At 60.9% G+C, this 13,815-nt stretch carries 13 protein-coding genes; 7 read left to right on the forward strand and 6 right to left on the reverse strand.

Annotated features, from left to right (window positions below):
• Positions 1-134: 134 nt before the first annotated feature.
• Positions 135-1,001: a transcriptional regulator HexR gene (hexR, locus tag PP4_RS27250; RefSeq protein ID WP_016489869.1), complete on the reverse strand. Its 867-nt coding sequence runs from the start codon at positions 999-1,001 to the stop codon at positions 135-137.
• A 103-nt stretch (positions 1,002-1,104) separates the two neighbouring features.
• Between hexR and zwf the strand changes: the two genes are divergently transcribed.
• The 5 genes from zwf to PP4_RS27275 all read left to right on the forward strand — a co-directional run bounded on the left by zwf (position 1,105) and on the right by PP4_RS27275 (position 6,766).
• Positions 1,105-2,547 carry a glucose-6-phosphate dehydrogenase gene (gene zwf, locus PP4_RS27255; protein ID WP_041167943.1) on the forward strand — a complete coding sequence of 481 codons (1,443 nt, stop codon included), beginning with the start codon at positions 1,105-1,107 and terminating at the stop codon, positions 2,545-2,547.
• A gap of 87 nt (positions 2,548-2,634) precedes the next feature.
• The gene (locus tag PP4_RS27260; protein ID WP_016502274.1) at positions 2,635-2,952 is read left to right on the forward strand and encodes a hypothetical protein; all 318 of its coding nucleotides are present in this window, start codon (positions 2,635-2,637) and stop codon (positions 2,950-2,952) included.
• A 118-nt stretch (positions 2,953-3,070) separates the two neighbouring features.
• Positions 3,071-5,257, forward strand: a complete 2,187-nt coding sequence (gene uvrD, locus PP4_RS27265; RefSeq protein WP_016502275.1) for a DNA helicase II — start codon at positions 3,071-3,073, stop codon at positions 5,255-5,257.
• A gap of 132 nt (positions 5,258-5,389) precedes the next feature.
• Positions 5,390-6,244: a Tim44 domain-containing protein gene (locus PP4_RS27270; RefSeq protein ID WP_016502276.1), complete on the forward strand. Its 855-nt coding sequence runs from the start codon at positions 5,390-5,392 to the stop codon at positions 6,242-6,244.
• Positions 6,245-6,358: 114 nt separating this feature from the next.
• Positions 6,359-6,766, forward strand: coding sequence for an SMI1/KNR4 family protein (locus PP4_RS27275; RefSeq protein ID WP_016502277.1), 408 nt, complete (start codon positions 6,359-6,361; stop codon positions 6,764-6,766).
• Positions 6,767-6,963: 197 nt separating this feature from the next.
• Here the strand turns inward: PP4_RS27275 and PP4_RS27280 are convergent, their stop codons facing one another.
• The gene (locus PP4_RS27280; protein ID WP_016502278.1) at positions 6,964-8,724 is read right to left on the reverse strand and encodes a cation:proton antiporter; all 1,761 of its coding nucleotides are present in this window, start codon (positions 8,722-8,724) and stop codon (positions 6,964-6,966) included.
• Positions 8,725-9,065: 341 nt separating this feature from the next.
• On the opposite strand from PP4_RS27280, the gene PP4_RS27290 reads away from it, so the two are divergent.
• On the forward strand, positions 9,066-9,551 hold the full coding sequence (locus tag PP4_RS27290) for an acyl-CoA thioesterase (protein WP_003253263.1): 486 nt from the start codon (positions 9,066-9,068) through the stop codon (positions 9,549-9,551).
• Here PP4_RS27290 and pdxY read toward each other — a convergent pair.
• Entirely contained in the window at positions 9,548-10,420 is an 873-nt protein-coding gene (gene pdxY / locus PP4_RS27295; RefSeq protein ID WP_016502280.1) for a pyridoxal kinase PdxY, read from the reverse strand. The genes PP4_RS27290 and pdxY overlap by 4 nt on opposite strands.
• A 119-nt stretch (positions 10,421-10,539) precedes the next feature.
• Here pdxY and PP4_RS27300 point away from each other — a divergent pair, with 119 nt between their 5' ends.
• Positions 10,540-10,932 carry a DUF3301 domain-containing protein gene (locus tag PP4_RS27300; protein WP_016502281.1) on the forward strand — a complete coding sequence of 131 codons (393 nt, stop codon included), beginning with the start codon at positions 10,540-10,542 and terminating at the stop codon, positions 10,930-10,932.
• Here PP4_RS27300 and PP4_RS27305 read toward each other — a convergent pair whose 3' ends face one another.
• The 3 genes from PP4_RS27305 to zigA are packed head-to-tail and all read right to left on the reverse strand — an operon-like array spanning position 10,933 to position 13,775.
• Positions 10,933-11,904 carry a CobW family GTP-binding protein gene (locus tag PP4_RS27305; RefSeq protein WP_016502282.1) on the reverse strand — a complete coding sequence of 324 codons (972 nt, stop codon included), beginning with the start codon at positions 11,902-11,904 and terminating at the stop codon, positions 10,933-10,935. It abuts the gene before it with no gap.
• Positions 11,905-11,943: 39 nt separating this feature from the next.
• Positions 11,944-12,570 (reverse strand): DUF1826 domain-containing protein, encoded by a 627-nt coding sequence (locus PP4_RS27310; RefSeq protein ID WP_016502283.1) that lies wholly within the window; start codon positions 12,568-12,570, stop codon positions 11,944-11,946.
• Complete coding sequence (gene zigA, locus PP4_RS27315; RefSeq protein WP_016502284.1) at positions 12,567-13,775, reverse strand: zinc metallochaperone GTPase ZigA; 1,209 nt, start codon at positions 13,773-13,775, stop codon at positions 12,567-12,569. The genes PP4_RS27310 and zigA overlap by 4 nt, the downstream gene beginning before the upstream one ends.
• Between the last annotated feature and the right edge of the window lie 40 nt (positions 13,776-13,815).

Below are 13,815 nucleotides of genomic sequence, written 5' to 3' on the forward strand. Positions count from 1 at the left end.
AATCGTGAATTTTTACTGCCTGTAGCGGCCTCTTCGCGGGCTTGCCCGCTCCCACAGGTACTGTGCACCTTTTTGATTCGGTGCAATTGCTCTGGAAGCGGGCAAGCCCGCGAAGAGGCCGCTACAGGTTGAATTCAGTCATCTGTAGCCTTGATCGACTTGGGCGACAAACGCAGGCTGCGCAAGCTGCGCTTCACGCTTTTCAGGTGGTTGACCAGGCTCGGGCCGCGCGCCATGGCCACGCCCATGGCCAACACGTCGATTACCACCAGGTGAGCGATACGCGAGGTCAGCGGGGTGTAGATTTCGGTGTCTTCATGCACGTCTATCGCCAGGTTCACGGTCGACAGCTCGGCCAGCGGCGTCTGGCTTGGGCACAGGGTAATCAGGTTGGCACCGCTCTCACGCACCAGGTTGGCGGTGATCAGCAGGTCCTTGGAACGGCCCGACTGGGAAATGCACACCGCCACATCGCCAGGCCTCAAGGTTACTGCCGACATCGCCTGCATGTGCGGGTCGGAATACGCGGCCGCACTGAGCAGCAGGCGGAAGAACTTGTGCTGGGCGTCCGCCGCAACCGCGCCGGATGCACCAAAGCCATAGAACTCCACACGCTGCGCCTGGGCCATGGCGCTCACGGCCTGTTGCAGCGCATGCGGGTCGAGGTGCTCGCGCACTTCCATCAACGTGTGCAGGGTGGTGTCGAAAATCTTCAGGCTGTAGTCGGCAACCGAGTCGTCTTCATGAATGGCGAACTGGCCAAAACTGGCCCCGGCGGCCAGGCTCTGCGCCAGTTTCAATTTCAGGTCCTGGAAGCCCGAGCAACCGATCGCCCGGCAGAAACGCACGATCGTCGGTTCACTGATACCCACGCTGTGCGCCAGGTCGGCCATCGAGCTGTGCATGACCGCAGCCGGGTCGAGCAGCACGTGGTCGGCCACTTTGAGTTCCGATTTGCGCAGCAGGTGGCGCGATTGGGCGATATGTTGCAACAGATTCACGGGCTGGACTCGGTTATGATCGACTGGCCGGGTTGTAGCTTTCTTGTAGTTATACTACATGGACGCCAACCCGCCCAGTTAAACGAACGTGGAGAGTGGCGGTTTGACTATTCCTTGCGACATTCTGGTGTTCGGTGGCACCGGCGATCTGGCCCTGCACAAACTCCTCCCGGCGCTCTATCACTTGTATCGCGAGGCGCGTCTGAACAACGCGGTACGCATCATCGCCCTCGCCCGCCGCAACATAAGCCGTAACGAATACCTCAAGCTCGCAGAACGCCATTGCCGAGCGCAGATTGCCCGCAATGACTTCGACGAAGACATATGGCAACGGTTTGCCGCGCGCCTCGACTACTTTCCCATGGATGCTTCGCAAAGCGCCGACTTCGGCCGCCTGGCGCGCTACCTGGGCGAACCTGGCGGGCTGACGCGCATTTTCTACCTGGCCACCGCTCCCAACCTGTTCGTGCCGATTGCCAATCACCTGCGTAACGCAGGCCTGGCCGACCCCGAAGCGCGCATCGTGCTGGAGAAGCCGATTGGTCACTCGCTAGCCTCGGCCACCGCCATCAACGAAGCGATTGGCGCAGTGTTCGACGAAAACCAGGTATTTCGCATCGACCACTACCTGGGCAAGGAAACCGTGCAGAACCTCATGGCCCTGCGCTTCGCCAACGCCCTGTTGGAGCCGGTGTGGCGCAACAATCAGGTCGACCACGTACAGATCAGCGTTTGCGAAACCCTGGGGGTAGAGAACCGCGGCGCCTACTACGACCGCGCCGGGGCAACCCGCGACATGCTGCAAAACCACCTGTTGCAGCTGCTGTGCCTGGTGGCCATGGAGCCACCTGCGCAGTTCGAGGCTGAAGCGGTGCGCGACGAAAAGGTGAAGATCCTGCGGGCCCTCAAACCCATCACCGGCCAGGACGTGCAGGACAAGACCGTGCGCGGTCAGTACGGTGCCGGGCACATCGGCGGCCAGGAGGTGCCGGCCTATTACTTCGAAAAGGACGTCGACAACGACAGCGATACCGAAACCTTCGTGGCCATCGAAGCGCACATCGACAACTGGCGCTGGGCAGGTGTGCCTTTCTACTTGCGCACCGGCAAGCGCATGGCGCGCCGCTCGTCGCAGATCGTCATCCAGTTCAAGCCGGTACCCCACGAGCTGTTCAGCGGTGGCCAGGTCAACCAGCTGTTGATCCAGCTGCAACCGGATGAGCGCATCAGCCTGCGCATGATGACCAAGAGCCCAGGCAAGGGCATGCGGCTGGAGCCAGTCGAGCTGGACCTGAACCTGGCTCAGGTATTCAGCCAGACCCGCCGCTGGGAAGCTTACGAACGCCTGCTGCTGGACATCGTGGAGGGTGATTCGACACTGTTCATGCGCCGCGATGAGGTGGAGGCGGCCTGGCACTGGATTGATCCGTTAATGAAGGGTTGGCAGGAACACTTTCAGGCGCCACGCCACTATGCCGCCGGGAGCAATGGCCCGGAACAGGCCGGTAGCCTGCTGGCCAGGCATGGCAGGCATTGGTACAGCTGAAGCGCTTCGCTCTGCTGTGCGGGCAGGTGCTGCAAGCACTCTGTCCTGGGAAGGTCATACCGCTCTTCCCAAGACAGGAGTATGGAAATGATCATCGAATGCAAAGACTGGAAAGCCCATCACGACAAGATGCCACCAGGCACTCGCCTGCGGGTGCAGGGCACAATCACCGTGAGTCATGCAGGCATAGTCCCGGTACTGGTCAAGCGCAGAAAGCAGGACAGGTCCTTTGCACTGGCCCTGGAGCTTGAACTGCAGCAACAGGACGGTAACTTCATGCAGGTTGTCTGCGACAAGCAAGTGACGTTCGAAACGCAAGACGAGCACGGCCAGATCCCGAAGGTGGACATTATCCACGACGGTAAACTGATCGCCTGCATCACCGACATCGTGGAAACCCATTGATGTAGACGCGGCGGCCGCTGCAAGCGCATCGCCTGTAGTGGCCGCTTTGTATGTTTGCCAGGGTGAATATTTATACAGTGCCATTTACCCTTCCCCTGCTGCGCCCTAGAATGGCCCGATGCACACAGATGACCTCTCCCTCCTGCTGAACTCCCTCAACGATGCTCAACGCCAGGCCGTCGCGGCCAAGCTCGGGCGTCAACTGGTGCTTGCTGGCGCCGGCTCCGGTAAAACCCGCGTGCTGGTGCACCGCATCGCCTGGCTGATCCAGGTGGAGCAGGCATCGCCGCATTCGATCCTGTCGGTGACCTTCACCAACAAGGCGGCGGCAGAAATGCGCCACCGGATCGAGCAACTGCTGGGGATCAACCCGGCAGGCATGTGGGTCGGCACCTTCCACGGCCTCGCCCATCGCCTGCTGCGGGCCCACTGGCAGGAAGCGCGGCTGGTGCAGAACTTCCAGATCCTCGACAGCGATGACCAGCAGCGCCTGATCAAGCGGGTCATGCGCGAGCTGGGCCTGGACGAGCAGAAGTGGCCGGCACGCCAGGCCCAGTGGTTCATCAACGGGCAGAAGGACGAAGGCCTGCGCCCGCAGCATATACAGGCTGGGGGCGACCTGTTCCTGGCGACCATGCGCGAGGTGTATACCGCCTACGAACAGGCCTGTGAGCGCGCCGGGGTCATCGACTTCTCCGAACTGTTGCTGCGCGCCCTGGACCTGTGGCGCGACCACCCGGGCCTGCTTGAGCACTACCAGCGGCGCTTCCAGCATGTGCTGGTAGACGAATTCCAGGATACCAACGCCGTGCAGTACGCCTGGCTGCGCCTGCTGGCACGCGGTGGTGCCAGCCTGATGGCGGTGGGCGACGACGACCAGTCGATCTACGGCTGGCGCGGTGCCAAGATCGAGAACATCCACCAGTACACGGCCGACTTCCCCGACGCCGAAATGATCCGCCTGGAGCAGAACTACCGCTCCACCGGCGGCATCCTCAAGGCCGCCAACGCGCTGATCGTCAACAACACCGGGCGCCTGGGCAAAGAACTGTGGACCGACATGGGCGAAGGCGAACCGCTGACCCTGTACGCGGCCTACAACGAGCACGACGAAGCGCGCTACGTGGTTGAAACCATCGAAAGCCTGGTCAAGCAGGGCAATGCGCGTAACGAAATCGCCATCCTGTACCGTTCCAACGCCCAGTCGCGGGTGCTGGAAGAGGCCCTGCTGCGCGAGCGTATCCCCTACCGCATCTATGGTGGCCAGCGCTTCTTCGAACGCGCCGAAATCAAGAACGCCATGGCTTACCTGCGGCTGATCGAAGGGCGTGGCAACGACGCGGCCCTGGAGCGGGTGATCAACGTGCCGCCACGCGGCATTGGCGAGAAGACCGTCGAAGCCATCCGTGAGCATGCCCGCCACAGCCAGCTGTCGATGTGGGAAGCCATGTGCCAGCTGCTGGCGGCCAAGGCCATGAAGGGCCGCGCCGCCAGCGCCCTGGGCGCCTTCATCGAGCTGATCGAGGGGTTGGCTGCCAAGGTCACGGACATGCCCCTGCATACCATGACCCAGACCACCATCGAACAGTCCGGGCTGATCACCTATCACCAGGAAGAAAAGGGTGAAAAGGGCCAGGCACGGGTAGAAAACCTTGAGGAACTGGTGAGCGCGGCGCGCAACTTCGAGTCCACCGACGAAGACGCCGATCTCTCGCCGCTCTCGGCCTTCCTCGGCCATGCCTCGCTCGAAGCCGGCGATACCCAGGCCGACGAGCATGAGGACAGCGTCCAGCTGATGACCTTGCACAGCGCCAAGGGCCTGGAGTTCCCGTATGTGTTCCTGGTGGGCATGGAAGAAGGCCTGTTCCCGCACAAGATGAGCCTGGAAGAGCCCGGCCGCCTGGAAGAGGAACGCCGCCTGGCCTATGTCGGGATTACCCGCGCCATGCGCCAACTGGTCATGACCTACGCCGAAACACGTCGCCTGTATGGCAGCGAGACCTACAACAAGGTGTCGCGTTTCGTACGTGAAATTCCGGCCGGCCTGATTCAGGAAGTGCGCCTGTCCAACAGCGTCAGCCGCCCGTTCAGTGGGGCCAAGACGGCCACCAACAGCAACCTGTTCGCCAATGCCAATATTCCGCAGACAGCGTTCAACCTCGGTCAGCGTGTGCAACATGCGGTGTTTGGCGAAGGCGTGATCCTCAACTTCGAGGGTTCGGGCGCCCAGGCACGGGTGCAGGTGAACTTTGCCGAAGGCAGCAAGTGGCTGATGCTGGGGTACGCCAAGCTCGAAGCCATCTGAAGACCAAGGCCGCCCTGCCGGGGCGCCTTGTAACATTCAGGCAAAAGCTCGAAACACTATGTCGCTGGTCATGTGCCCGGGAACCTGTGCACCATGACGCGCGTGCAAACCACAACAGGGGATATCCCACTTATGCAACGTTTTCTTAGCATCGCACTGGCGCTCTGCGTCGGCCTGACGCTGAGCCTGGACGCCAACGCCAAGCGTTTCGGCGGCGGCAAGAGCTCGGGCTCCGCGCCTATCCACCAGACCCGCCAGGCTACGCCAACCACGCCTGCCGCCGCACCGGCTGCCGCACCTGGTCGTGCAGCTCCGGCCGCCAGCGGTGCTTCGCGCTGGCTGGGCCCACTGGCCGGCCTGGCCGCCGGTGGCCTGCTGGCGTCCATGTTCATGGGCGACGGTTTCGAGGGCTTCCAGATCATGGACTTCCTGATCGTGGCGCTCATCGCCTTCCTGGTGTTCCGCTTCATTGCCGCACGCCGCCGCCAGCAGCAGCCGCAAATGGCCATGCCAGGCCATGCGCCGATGCAGCGTGAAGCTCACAACCAGCCGGCACAGCAATCGGTGTTTGGTGGTTCGGCTGCACCTGCCGCCGCTGCCCCGGTGATCAACGCCCCGGCCTGGTTCAACGAGCAAAGCTTCCTGGCTGCTGCCCGTAACCACTTCCAGTCGCTGCAGCAGCACTGGGATGCCAACGAAATGGACAAGATCACCGAGTTCGTCACCCCGCAAATGCTCGAGTTCCTCAAGCGTGAGCGTGCTGAACTGGGTGACGGCTTCCAGTCCACCTACATCGACAACCTCGAAGTACAGCTGGACGGTATCGACGACCGAGCCGACCGTACCGACGCCACCCTGACCTTCCGTGGCGTGTCGAAGAACTCGCGCTTCGACCAGGGCGAAGTGTTCAGCGAAAGCTGGCACATGGTTCGCGCCCCAGGCGAGAACCAGCCTTGGCTGGTCGCCGGTATCCGTCAAAACGGCTAACCGCAGCGTGCTGTACAAAAAACCCCGGGCCTGTCCCGGGGTTTTTGCTTTTGCCAGAGTGGCCTACTAGGGTATAACGCGCAGCGTTGTCATCTAGGTCAGAGGAAGTGAACCGTGGAAGAAGTGATCGAACAACTCCGTGAAGCCAATCAGCCAGTGCCGGTGCCCCTGGAGCTTCCCGACGAGGACCAGTTGGTCGAAATCGAAGAAGAGCTGTTCATCAACATACCGTTCGTGTTCAAAGAGTTTCTACTGACCGTCAGCGACGTGGTGTATGGCTCGCTGGAGCCGGTGACTGTCACCGACCCACAATCGCACACCTACCTGCCCGACGTCGCCGCCAACGCCTGGGATGCCGGCGTGCCGCGCGACCTGATTCCGCTGTGCCAGGACGGCGACAACTACTACTGCGTCGAAGAAGACGGCACCGTGGTGCTGTGGGATGCGGAAGAGGAAATCGCCGGTGAAGAGAGCTGGGAGTCGGTGTGGCACTGGGCGCGGGATGTGTGGCTGGAGAGCTGATCTCAATCTCTGCAGCGCCTGTGCGATACCTGTGGGAGCGGGCAAGCCCGCGAAGAGGCCGGTACAGGCACAGGAAAATTTATGGCCCAGTGCCATCAATGTAGCTAGAATCGCCAGGCTTTCTGCGCCTGGCGACATTGCTACCGCTCCATCCCCTCGGACGACGATGAAATCTTGCGCAGGGACCATTGCTCCCTTCAGTGCGTATTCTCGCGACTGTTTTCCAGCGTCTCCAGCAAGGCAATCTGCATGCGCGTGTGCACGCGGATGAACCAGCGCCACAACAAGGCCACCACCACTGCGGCCACCACGGCAATGACCAACAACAACTCGCTGGTGGGCAGAATGCTCGCCGACAATGCCGACAGCAGCAGGAAAATCACCAGCAGTGACAACAGCGGAATAACTTCGGCGATCACGCGGCGTACACGCTGGGTATGCCGCCCGGCCATTTCCGGCTTCACGCCCATTTCTGCCAGCAGCATCGACAGCGCCTTGAGCTTGCGATAGGCAGCGATCAGGAATGGCAGCGACAGCAACAACGCCGCCCCCCAGATCATCGCCTTCTGCTGGCTGACATCGCTGACCCACTCACTGAGCCAGTTGCCGATACGCCCCGCAAAGTAACCACCACTGAAGAAGATGGCGATCACCAGCGCCAGGTTCACTCCCACCTGCAACAGGATGCGCCGGATCATTGCGGCCAGCATGGCGCTCTCGCCCTGCGGCTGGATGTTGCGCAACCACTCGCCATACAACGAAAGCACCCGCGCCAGGCGGCTGGGCACCACATTGCCAAGCTTTTGCGACAGCGGGTCGGCCGCACGGATCAGGTAAGGCGTCAACAGCGTGGTGATGGCCGATACTGCGACCGCCACCGGGTATAGGAAGTCGCTGGTCACCTGCAGCGTCATGCCCAGCGCCGCGATGATGAAGGAAAACTCGCCAATCTGCGAAAGGCCCATGCCCACCCTCAGCGACGTGCGCCCGTCATTACCGGCAATGAACGCCCCCATGCCACAGGAGAGCATCTTGCCCAGTACCACCGCCAAGGTAATGACCACGATCGGCCAGGCGTAATCGACGAGTACCTGAGGGTCGATCATCAGGCCGATGGCGACGAAGAAGATGGCGCTGAACAGGTCACGTACCGGCTCGATCAGGCGTTCGATCTTCAGCAACTGACGCGATTCGGCCATGATCGCGCCAATCAGGAAGGCGCCCAGCACCATGCTGTACTCCAGCTTGACCACCAACAGGCAGAAGCCGAAGCACAGGCCAAGCACGGTAATCAGCAGCATTTCGTTGCTTTCGAACTTGGCCACATAGGCCAGCAGCCGCGGCACCAGCAGAATGCCGATGACCAAGGCAACGATCATGAACAGCGACAATTTTCCTACGGTGGAGAACACTTCCCCCGAGCTGACCGAGCCGCTGACAGCGATGCCGGACAGCAGGGCGATAATGCCGATGCCGAGGATGTCCTCCACGATCAGTACGCCGAAGATCAGCTGGGCGAAGCGCTCGTTCTTCATCTTCAGGTCGTTCAGTGCCTTGACGATGATGGTGGTCGAGGAAATGGCCAGGATCGCGCCGAGGAACAGTGAATCCATGGTGCTCCAGCCGAACCAGCGGCCGATCTCGAAACCGATCCAGATCATCAGCACGATTTCCAGGAACGCCGCGATGAATGCCGTGGCGCCCACCTTGAACAGCTTGCGCAGGCTGAATTCGAGCCCCAGGCAGAACATCAGGAAGATCACCCCCAGTTCGGCAAGGATCTTGATGGTCTCTTCGTCATGGATCAGGCCGAATGGCGGGGTGTGCGGGCCGATGATGAAGCCGGCGACAATGTAGCCCAGCACCACCGGCTGCTTGAGGCGGTGAAAAACTATGGTGACCACGCCAGCGACCATCATGATGACTGCCAGGTCCTGGATGAAGCTGATGGCATGCATGGCGTGATACTCCTTTTCTCGTCTTTTTATGGATGCCTGGGCAGACCGCTCCTCTGCCAAGGCAAACCTGAGCGAGCAGCAAGTACATACTGTATTGAGTGCAGGAAAGCCCATGGTGCTGGGCGTACTCAGGTTAACATCGCGCCTCGCCGCACATAGCCGGTGCAATATGCAGAAACAGATCGGCTGGAAAAGCGCCGCTGATGGCATGATCAGCGTGACGATGGCGCGTCAGGCAACGTCCCGTATTCGTACGGCAAATTCAAAAGAGGGGAACAGAAGTGTCAGCAGATAACGCCCTCCATTCGCCCGATTCAGCGCAACCTCACCGTGAGCACACTATGGAACCTGGAAACGCCCAGCTGAGCATGACCGTCCTGATGACCCCGGACATGGCCAACTTTTCTGGCAACGTACATGGCGGCACCCTGCTCAAGTACCTCGACGAAGTGGCCTACGCGTGCGCCAGCCGCTATGCCGGCAGCTATGTGGTGACCCTGTCGGTCGACCAGGTGATCTTCCGCGAGCCCGTGCACGTGGGTGAACTGGTGACCTTCCTTGCGTCGGTCAACTACACCGGCAATACCTCGATGGAAGTCGGCATCAAAGTGGTGACCGAGAACATTCGCGAGCGCTCGGTGCGCCATTCCAATAGCTGCTTCTTTACCATGGTCGCAGTCGATGACAACCGCCGCCCGGTGCCGGTGCCGCCGCGCCAGCCGCACAGCAGCGAAGAAAAACGCCGCTTCCTGCAAGGCCAGCAGCGCCGCCAGATCCGCCAAGAGCTGGAGAAGCGCTACCAGGACCTGAAAACCGACGCGATCTAAAACGCCAGCAACTGCGCCTCAAAGCGCACCCGCGGGTGGGCGATGCGGTCCTGGGCCCGTACCAGCTGCAGTTCGTAGCTGGCGCAGGCCTGGGTTTCCAGCAACACCTCATGCACGGCTGCAGCGGTGAATTCGAACGCCTGCACCCAGCTGTCGCCGAGCAGCACACGGGCCAGGAACAAGCCTGAGGTCAGGTCACCCACCCCCACCGGCTGACGCGGGAACGCCAGCAGCGGGCGGCGCAGGTGCCAGCTGTGTTCGGCGGTCACCAGCAGCATTTCGAACTGGTCTTCGGCCCGCCCGGGGTAAACCAGGTGTTTGACCAGTACCACCTGCGGCCCCCGCTGCAACAGGCTGCGCGCCATGCCCACGCAATCCTCCAGAGACTGCGCGCGGCGCCCACAGAAGCTGTCCAGCTCCAGCTGGTTGGGGCACAGGATGTCGGCCCGCGCCGCCGCCTCGTCGAGCAGGAACTCGCTGACTTCCTGTGGCACGATGCAGCCCTTCTCCGGGTGCCCCATGACCGGGTCACACAAGTACAAAGCCTTGGGGTTTACCGCCCTGATCCGCTCGACACCCGCCAGAATAGCCCGCCCCTGCTCGGCACTGCCAAGGTAGCCAGAAAGCACCGCATCGCAGTGACCCAGTTCGCCAATGTTGGAAATACCTTCCACCAATGCAGGAATTTGCGCCGGGGCAAGCACTTCACCCGCCCACTGGCCATACTGTGTGTGATTGGAGAACTGCACGGTATTGAGTGGCCAGACATTGACCCCGATACGCTGCATGGGAAACACCGCGGCGCTGTTGCCGGCGTGGCCGAACACCACATGGGACTGGATGGCGAGCAGGTGCGGGGTACGTTTCATGCGGGGGTTTCCAAAGCTGTTTCAAGGATTGTGCGCAGCGCAGTATGAACTCGATTGCCACCTGTACGACAGGCCAGGGACGCAGTTAAGCTGGATCTACCTGTTTGGAGCATATGCAAATGTTGACCCTGGAGAATGTCTTCGTCCTGATGCTGTTAGCCACGGCAGGCGGCTGGTTGTGGCACAACCATGGGTTGCGCGAAAAAGCCCTTGAACGGGTCAAACAGCACTGCGCCAAGCTCGATCTCGAGCTGCTAGACGATGCCGTCGCACTCAAGCGCATCGCCTTTGTCTGTGATGCCAATGGCCGCAAGCGCCTGGCACGCGTCTATGCCTTCGAATTCACCGTTACCGGCGAGCAACGCCACCCCGGTACCGTGACCCAGTTTGGCGCGCACAGCGTGCAGATCGAGCTGGCGCCCTACCCGTTCGAAATCAAGACCCCGCCACGCACCGACAATGTCATCGAGATGCAGCAGTGGCGCCAAGAGCACAATCGCTGGCGCAATTGATCAGCTGACGCGGCATTCGCTCAACCCAGCTTGCAGCATGGGTTGCGATTGCGGCTGATCAAAAATCAGCTCGATACGGCTATCCCTTCGCCATTCACTGGGCTGCCACATCGGCATGTCACCCTTGAGCCCATTGAATGACTGCCAACCTTCCACGCTGTGGATAACCCCTTTCGCACGCCGCCATGGCAAGGTCCGCAAGAACGCCAGTAGCCGCTGTGGATAAAACTGCTGTGCGGGATGCCAGCGCCAGCCAATGCTCCAACCTCCCTCCCCCTCCTGGGCAAGACAGATCGGCTGGCTGGGGTCTGTCCACAATATTGTTGGGGGCCCCCCAAGATTGTCGACAATCTGGTTTTCCTCAAATGGGCTGTCGACAATCTCTACCAGCGCGCCAAGAAGGCTTGATAGCGGCACCTGGCCCTGTACCGACCACACCACATTCTTGTCTTTAAATTTATTAGTTATCAACAACTTAGAATTTTCATCCACAGCCTCTGACTTGTTGAAAACCACGTTTTCAGACGCGTTGAAAGCCTGCTGTTGGGCGTCTGGAAGCGGCTCGTTTCGGACCATGGATTGCGCATCGACAACCATCAACAACGGCTGAATTGTCAGCACTCCAGCCCACGGAGCCTGTTTCAGCTGAGCAAGCAGCTGCAGGGGGTGGCCCAGCCCTGACGGCTCGATAAACAGCCGGTCAGGCCGGGATTTGCGCAACAACCGGCCCAGGCCCACCTGAAACGGCATGCCGTTGACGCAACACAGGCAGCCGCCTGCAACCTCGCCGATGGCGATGCCATCTTCGTCACGGCTGAGCAAGGCCGCATCCAGGCCAACCAGGCCGAATTCGTTGATCAATACCGCCCAGCGTTCGTTGCCCGGGCGCTGGGCAAGCAGATGGCGGATCAGGGTGGTCTTGCCGGCCCCCAGTGGGCCAGCAATCACATGGGTGGGAATGTTCTGCAGCATGGGATGGCTTCAGGCGGGGTGATGGCTCACTATGCGCCGTCAGGCTAGCCAGTCAAGGCTGAGCAGCAGGCGCCCTTGCTGGCCCGAGGGCGAGCGGTGCACAAGCCCTGCACCTTCGTTGCCCTGCCACCTCTCGCCCTTGAGTACAGCCACTTCACCGACGTGCAGTTTCTGAATGTTATCCACAGGCACTTGAGCTGTGTGTAACTCCCCGCGCCGGCTCTCCTGCTCTCGCAACCACTCGCTACCCGGGCCCGCATAGGTGGTCAGCAATCGCAACGGCACGTTATCCACATGAAAGCGCGGGCACATGGGCCCGGTCAGCACCCGCAGGCGCAAACCGACCCGCCGCGCGCCAACCAGGCAGGTATATGCCTCCACCAGCCAGGCTACATCGGCCACGAATGCTTCGTAGCCGTGGTAGTCCGCCGCTTCGCGTAGCAAATCCGACAAAACCGGCATCTGCTGTTCGTCCACATCGATTACCCACTGTTCTGCCAGGGGTTGCCCAAGGCTGACTACCAGCTCGGCGAAATCCTCCAGCTGTGGCGGCAAGCGCCGGCGCCATACCGCCAGGTTCACGCCGTCCTGCAGCACGTCGGTCAGCACCAGCGGCGTTTCGCCAGACACCTGAAAGATACCCACAGGCTTGAGCGCCTGGTTCATGCTGCCGCCTCCTCGTGCCAAGGGCCAAATGGATCGGGCAGACGCAACCAGCCCATAGGCCCCAACTCCATTTCTTCATCCGTCAACAAGCAGGCCTCAAGCTCTGTGGATAACTTTTTGAAGTCGATATTCTGACCAATGAACACCAATTCCTGCCGGCAGTCACCGGTTTCGGCGTGCCAGTGTTTCAAGATATCGGCAGTGTTATCCACATCCTGGGGCCACTGCTCGCGCGGCACGAAACGCCACCAACGGCCCGCCAGGCCATGACGCATCATGCCACCTGCCTGGGACCAGCTACCGGCTTCCTGGTACTTGCTGGCCAACCAGAAAAAACCCTTAGAACGCAGCAGCCGACCATTGCTCCAAGGCTTGTGGATAAAATCGAAAAAGCGTTGTGGATGAAGTGGCCGCCGCCCCTGCCAGGTCTTGGCCGCGATGCCGTACTCTTCAGTCTCTGGCACATGCTCGCCGCGCAATTCTTGCAACCAGCCAGGCGCTTGAGCAGCCTGGTCGAAGTCGAACAGGCCAGTGTCCAGGATGCGCGCCAGCGGCACCTGGCCCATGACCATGGGCACGATCTGTGCCCGGGCGTTGAGGCTACGCAAGATGGCCATGAGTTCTTCACGCTCGTGCTGGCCGATCAGGTCGATCTTGCTCAACAACAGCACATCGGCGAACTCCACCTGCTCAATCAGCAGATCACTGATCGACCGCTCGTCCTCTTCGCCCAAAGTTTCACCACGGCTGGCCAGGCTTTCTGCTGCCTGGTAATCGCGTAAAAAATTCAGGCCATCGACCACAGTGACCATGGTGTCCAACCGGGCCATGTCGGAAAGGCTGCGGCCCTGCTCGTCGCGAAACGTGAACGTCTCGGCAACCGGCAGCGGCTCCGAGATACCCGTGGACTCGATGAGCAAATAATCGAAGCGGCCTTCTTCGGCCAGCCGTGCAACCTCTTCGAGCAGGTCTTCCCGCAGTGTGCAGCAGATGCAGCCGTTGCTCATCTCGACCAGTTTCTCTTCAGCGCGGTTGAGGCTGACGTTGCGCTGCACCTCGCTGGCGTCGATGTTGATTTCACTCATGTCGTTGACGATGACCGCGACCCGCAGGTTGTCGCGGTTACGCAGCACATGGTTGAGCAGTGTGCTCTTGCCGGCACCAAGGAAGCCAGACAGCACGGTGACAGGGAGACGATTGGACATGGCGAAACCTCTTCAGGCGAGCGCATTCGAAACGATGCAT

Source organism: Pseudomonas putida NBRC 14164, from assembly GCF_000412675.1.
GTDB classification, from domain to species: domain Bacteria; phylum Pseudomonadota; class Gammaproteobacteria; order Pseudomonadales; family Pseudomonadaceae; genus Aquipseudomonas; species Aquipseudomonas putida.

Excerpts from the sequence above, each read along its gene's own strand:
- PP4_RS27290 (WP_003253263.1), top strand. The coding sequence starts at position 9,066 with ATGGAACCTGGAAACGCCCAGCTGAGCATGACCGTCCTGATGACCCCG.
- PP4_RS27260 (WP_016502274.1), top strand. The coding sequence starts at position 2,635 with ATGATCATCGAATGCAAAGACTGGAAAGCCCATCACGACAAGATGCCA.
- PP4_RS27300 (WP_016502281.1), top strand. The coding sequence starts at position 10,540 with ATGTTGACCCTGGAGAATGTCTTCGTCCTGATGCTGTTAGCCACGGCA.
- zigA (WP_016502284.1), bottom strand. The coding sequence starts at position 13,775 with ATGTCCAATCGTCTCCCTGTCACCGTGCTGTCTGGCTTCCTTGGTGCC.
- PP4_RS27310 (WP_016502283.1), bottom strand. The coding sequence starts at position 12,570 with ATGAACCAGGCGCTCAAGCCTGTGGGTATCTTTCAGGTGTCTGGCGAA.
- pdxY (WP_016502280.1), bottom strand. The coding sequence starts at position 10,420 with ATGAAACGTACCCCGCACCTGCTCGCCATCCAGTCCCATGTGGTGTTC.
- uvrD (WP_016502275.1), top strand. The coding sequence starts at position 3,071 with ATGCACACAGATGACCTCTCCCTCCTGCTGAACTCCCTCAACGATGCT.
- PP4_RS27270 (WP_016502276.1), top strand. The coding sequence starts at position 5,390 with ATGCAACGTTTTCTTAGCATCGCACTGGCGCTCTGCGTCGGCCTGACG.
- PP4_RS27305 (WP_016502282.1), bottom strand. The coding sequence starts at position 11,904 with ATGCTGCAGAACATTCCCACCCATGTGATTGCTGGCCCACTGGGGGCC.
- PP4_RS27280 (WP_016502278.1), bottom strand. The coding sequence starts at position 8,724 with ATGCATGCCATCAGCTTCATCCAGGACCTGGCAGTCATCATGATGGTC.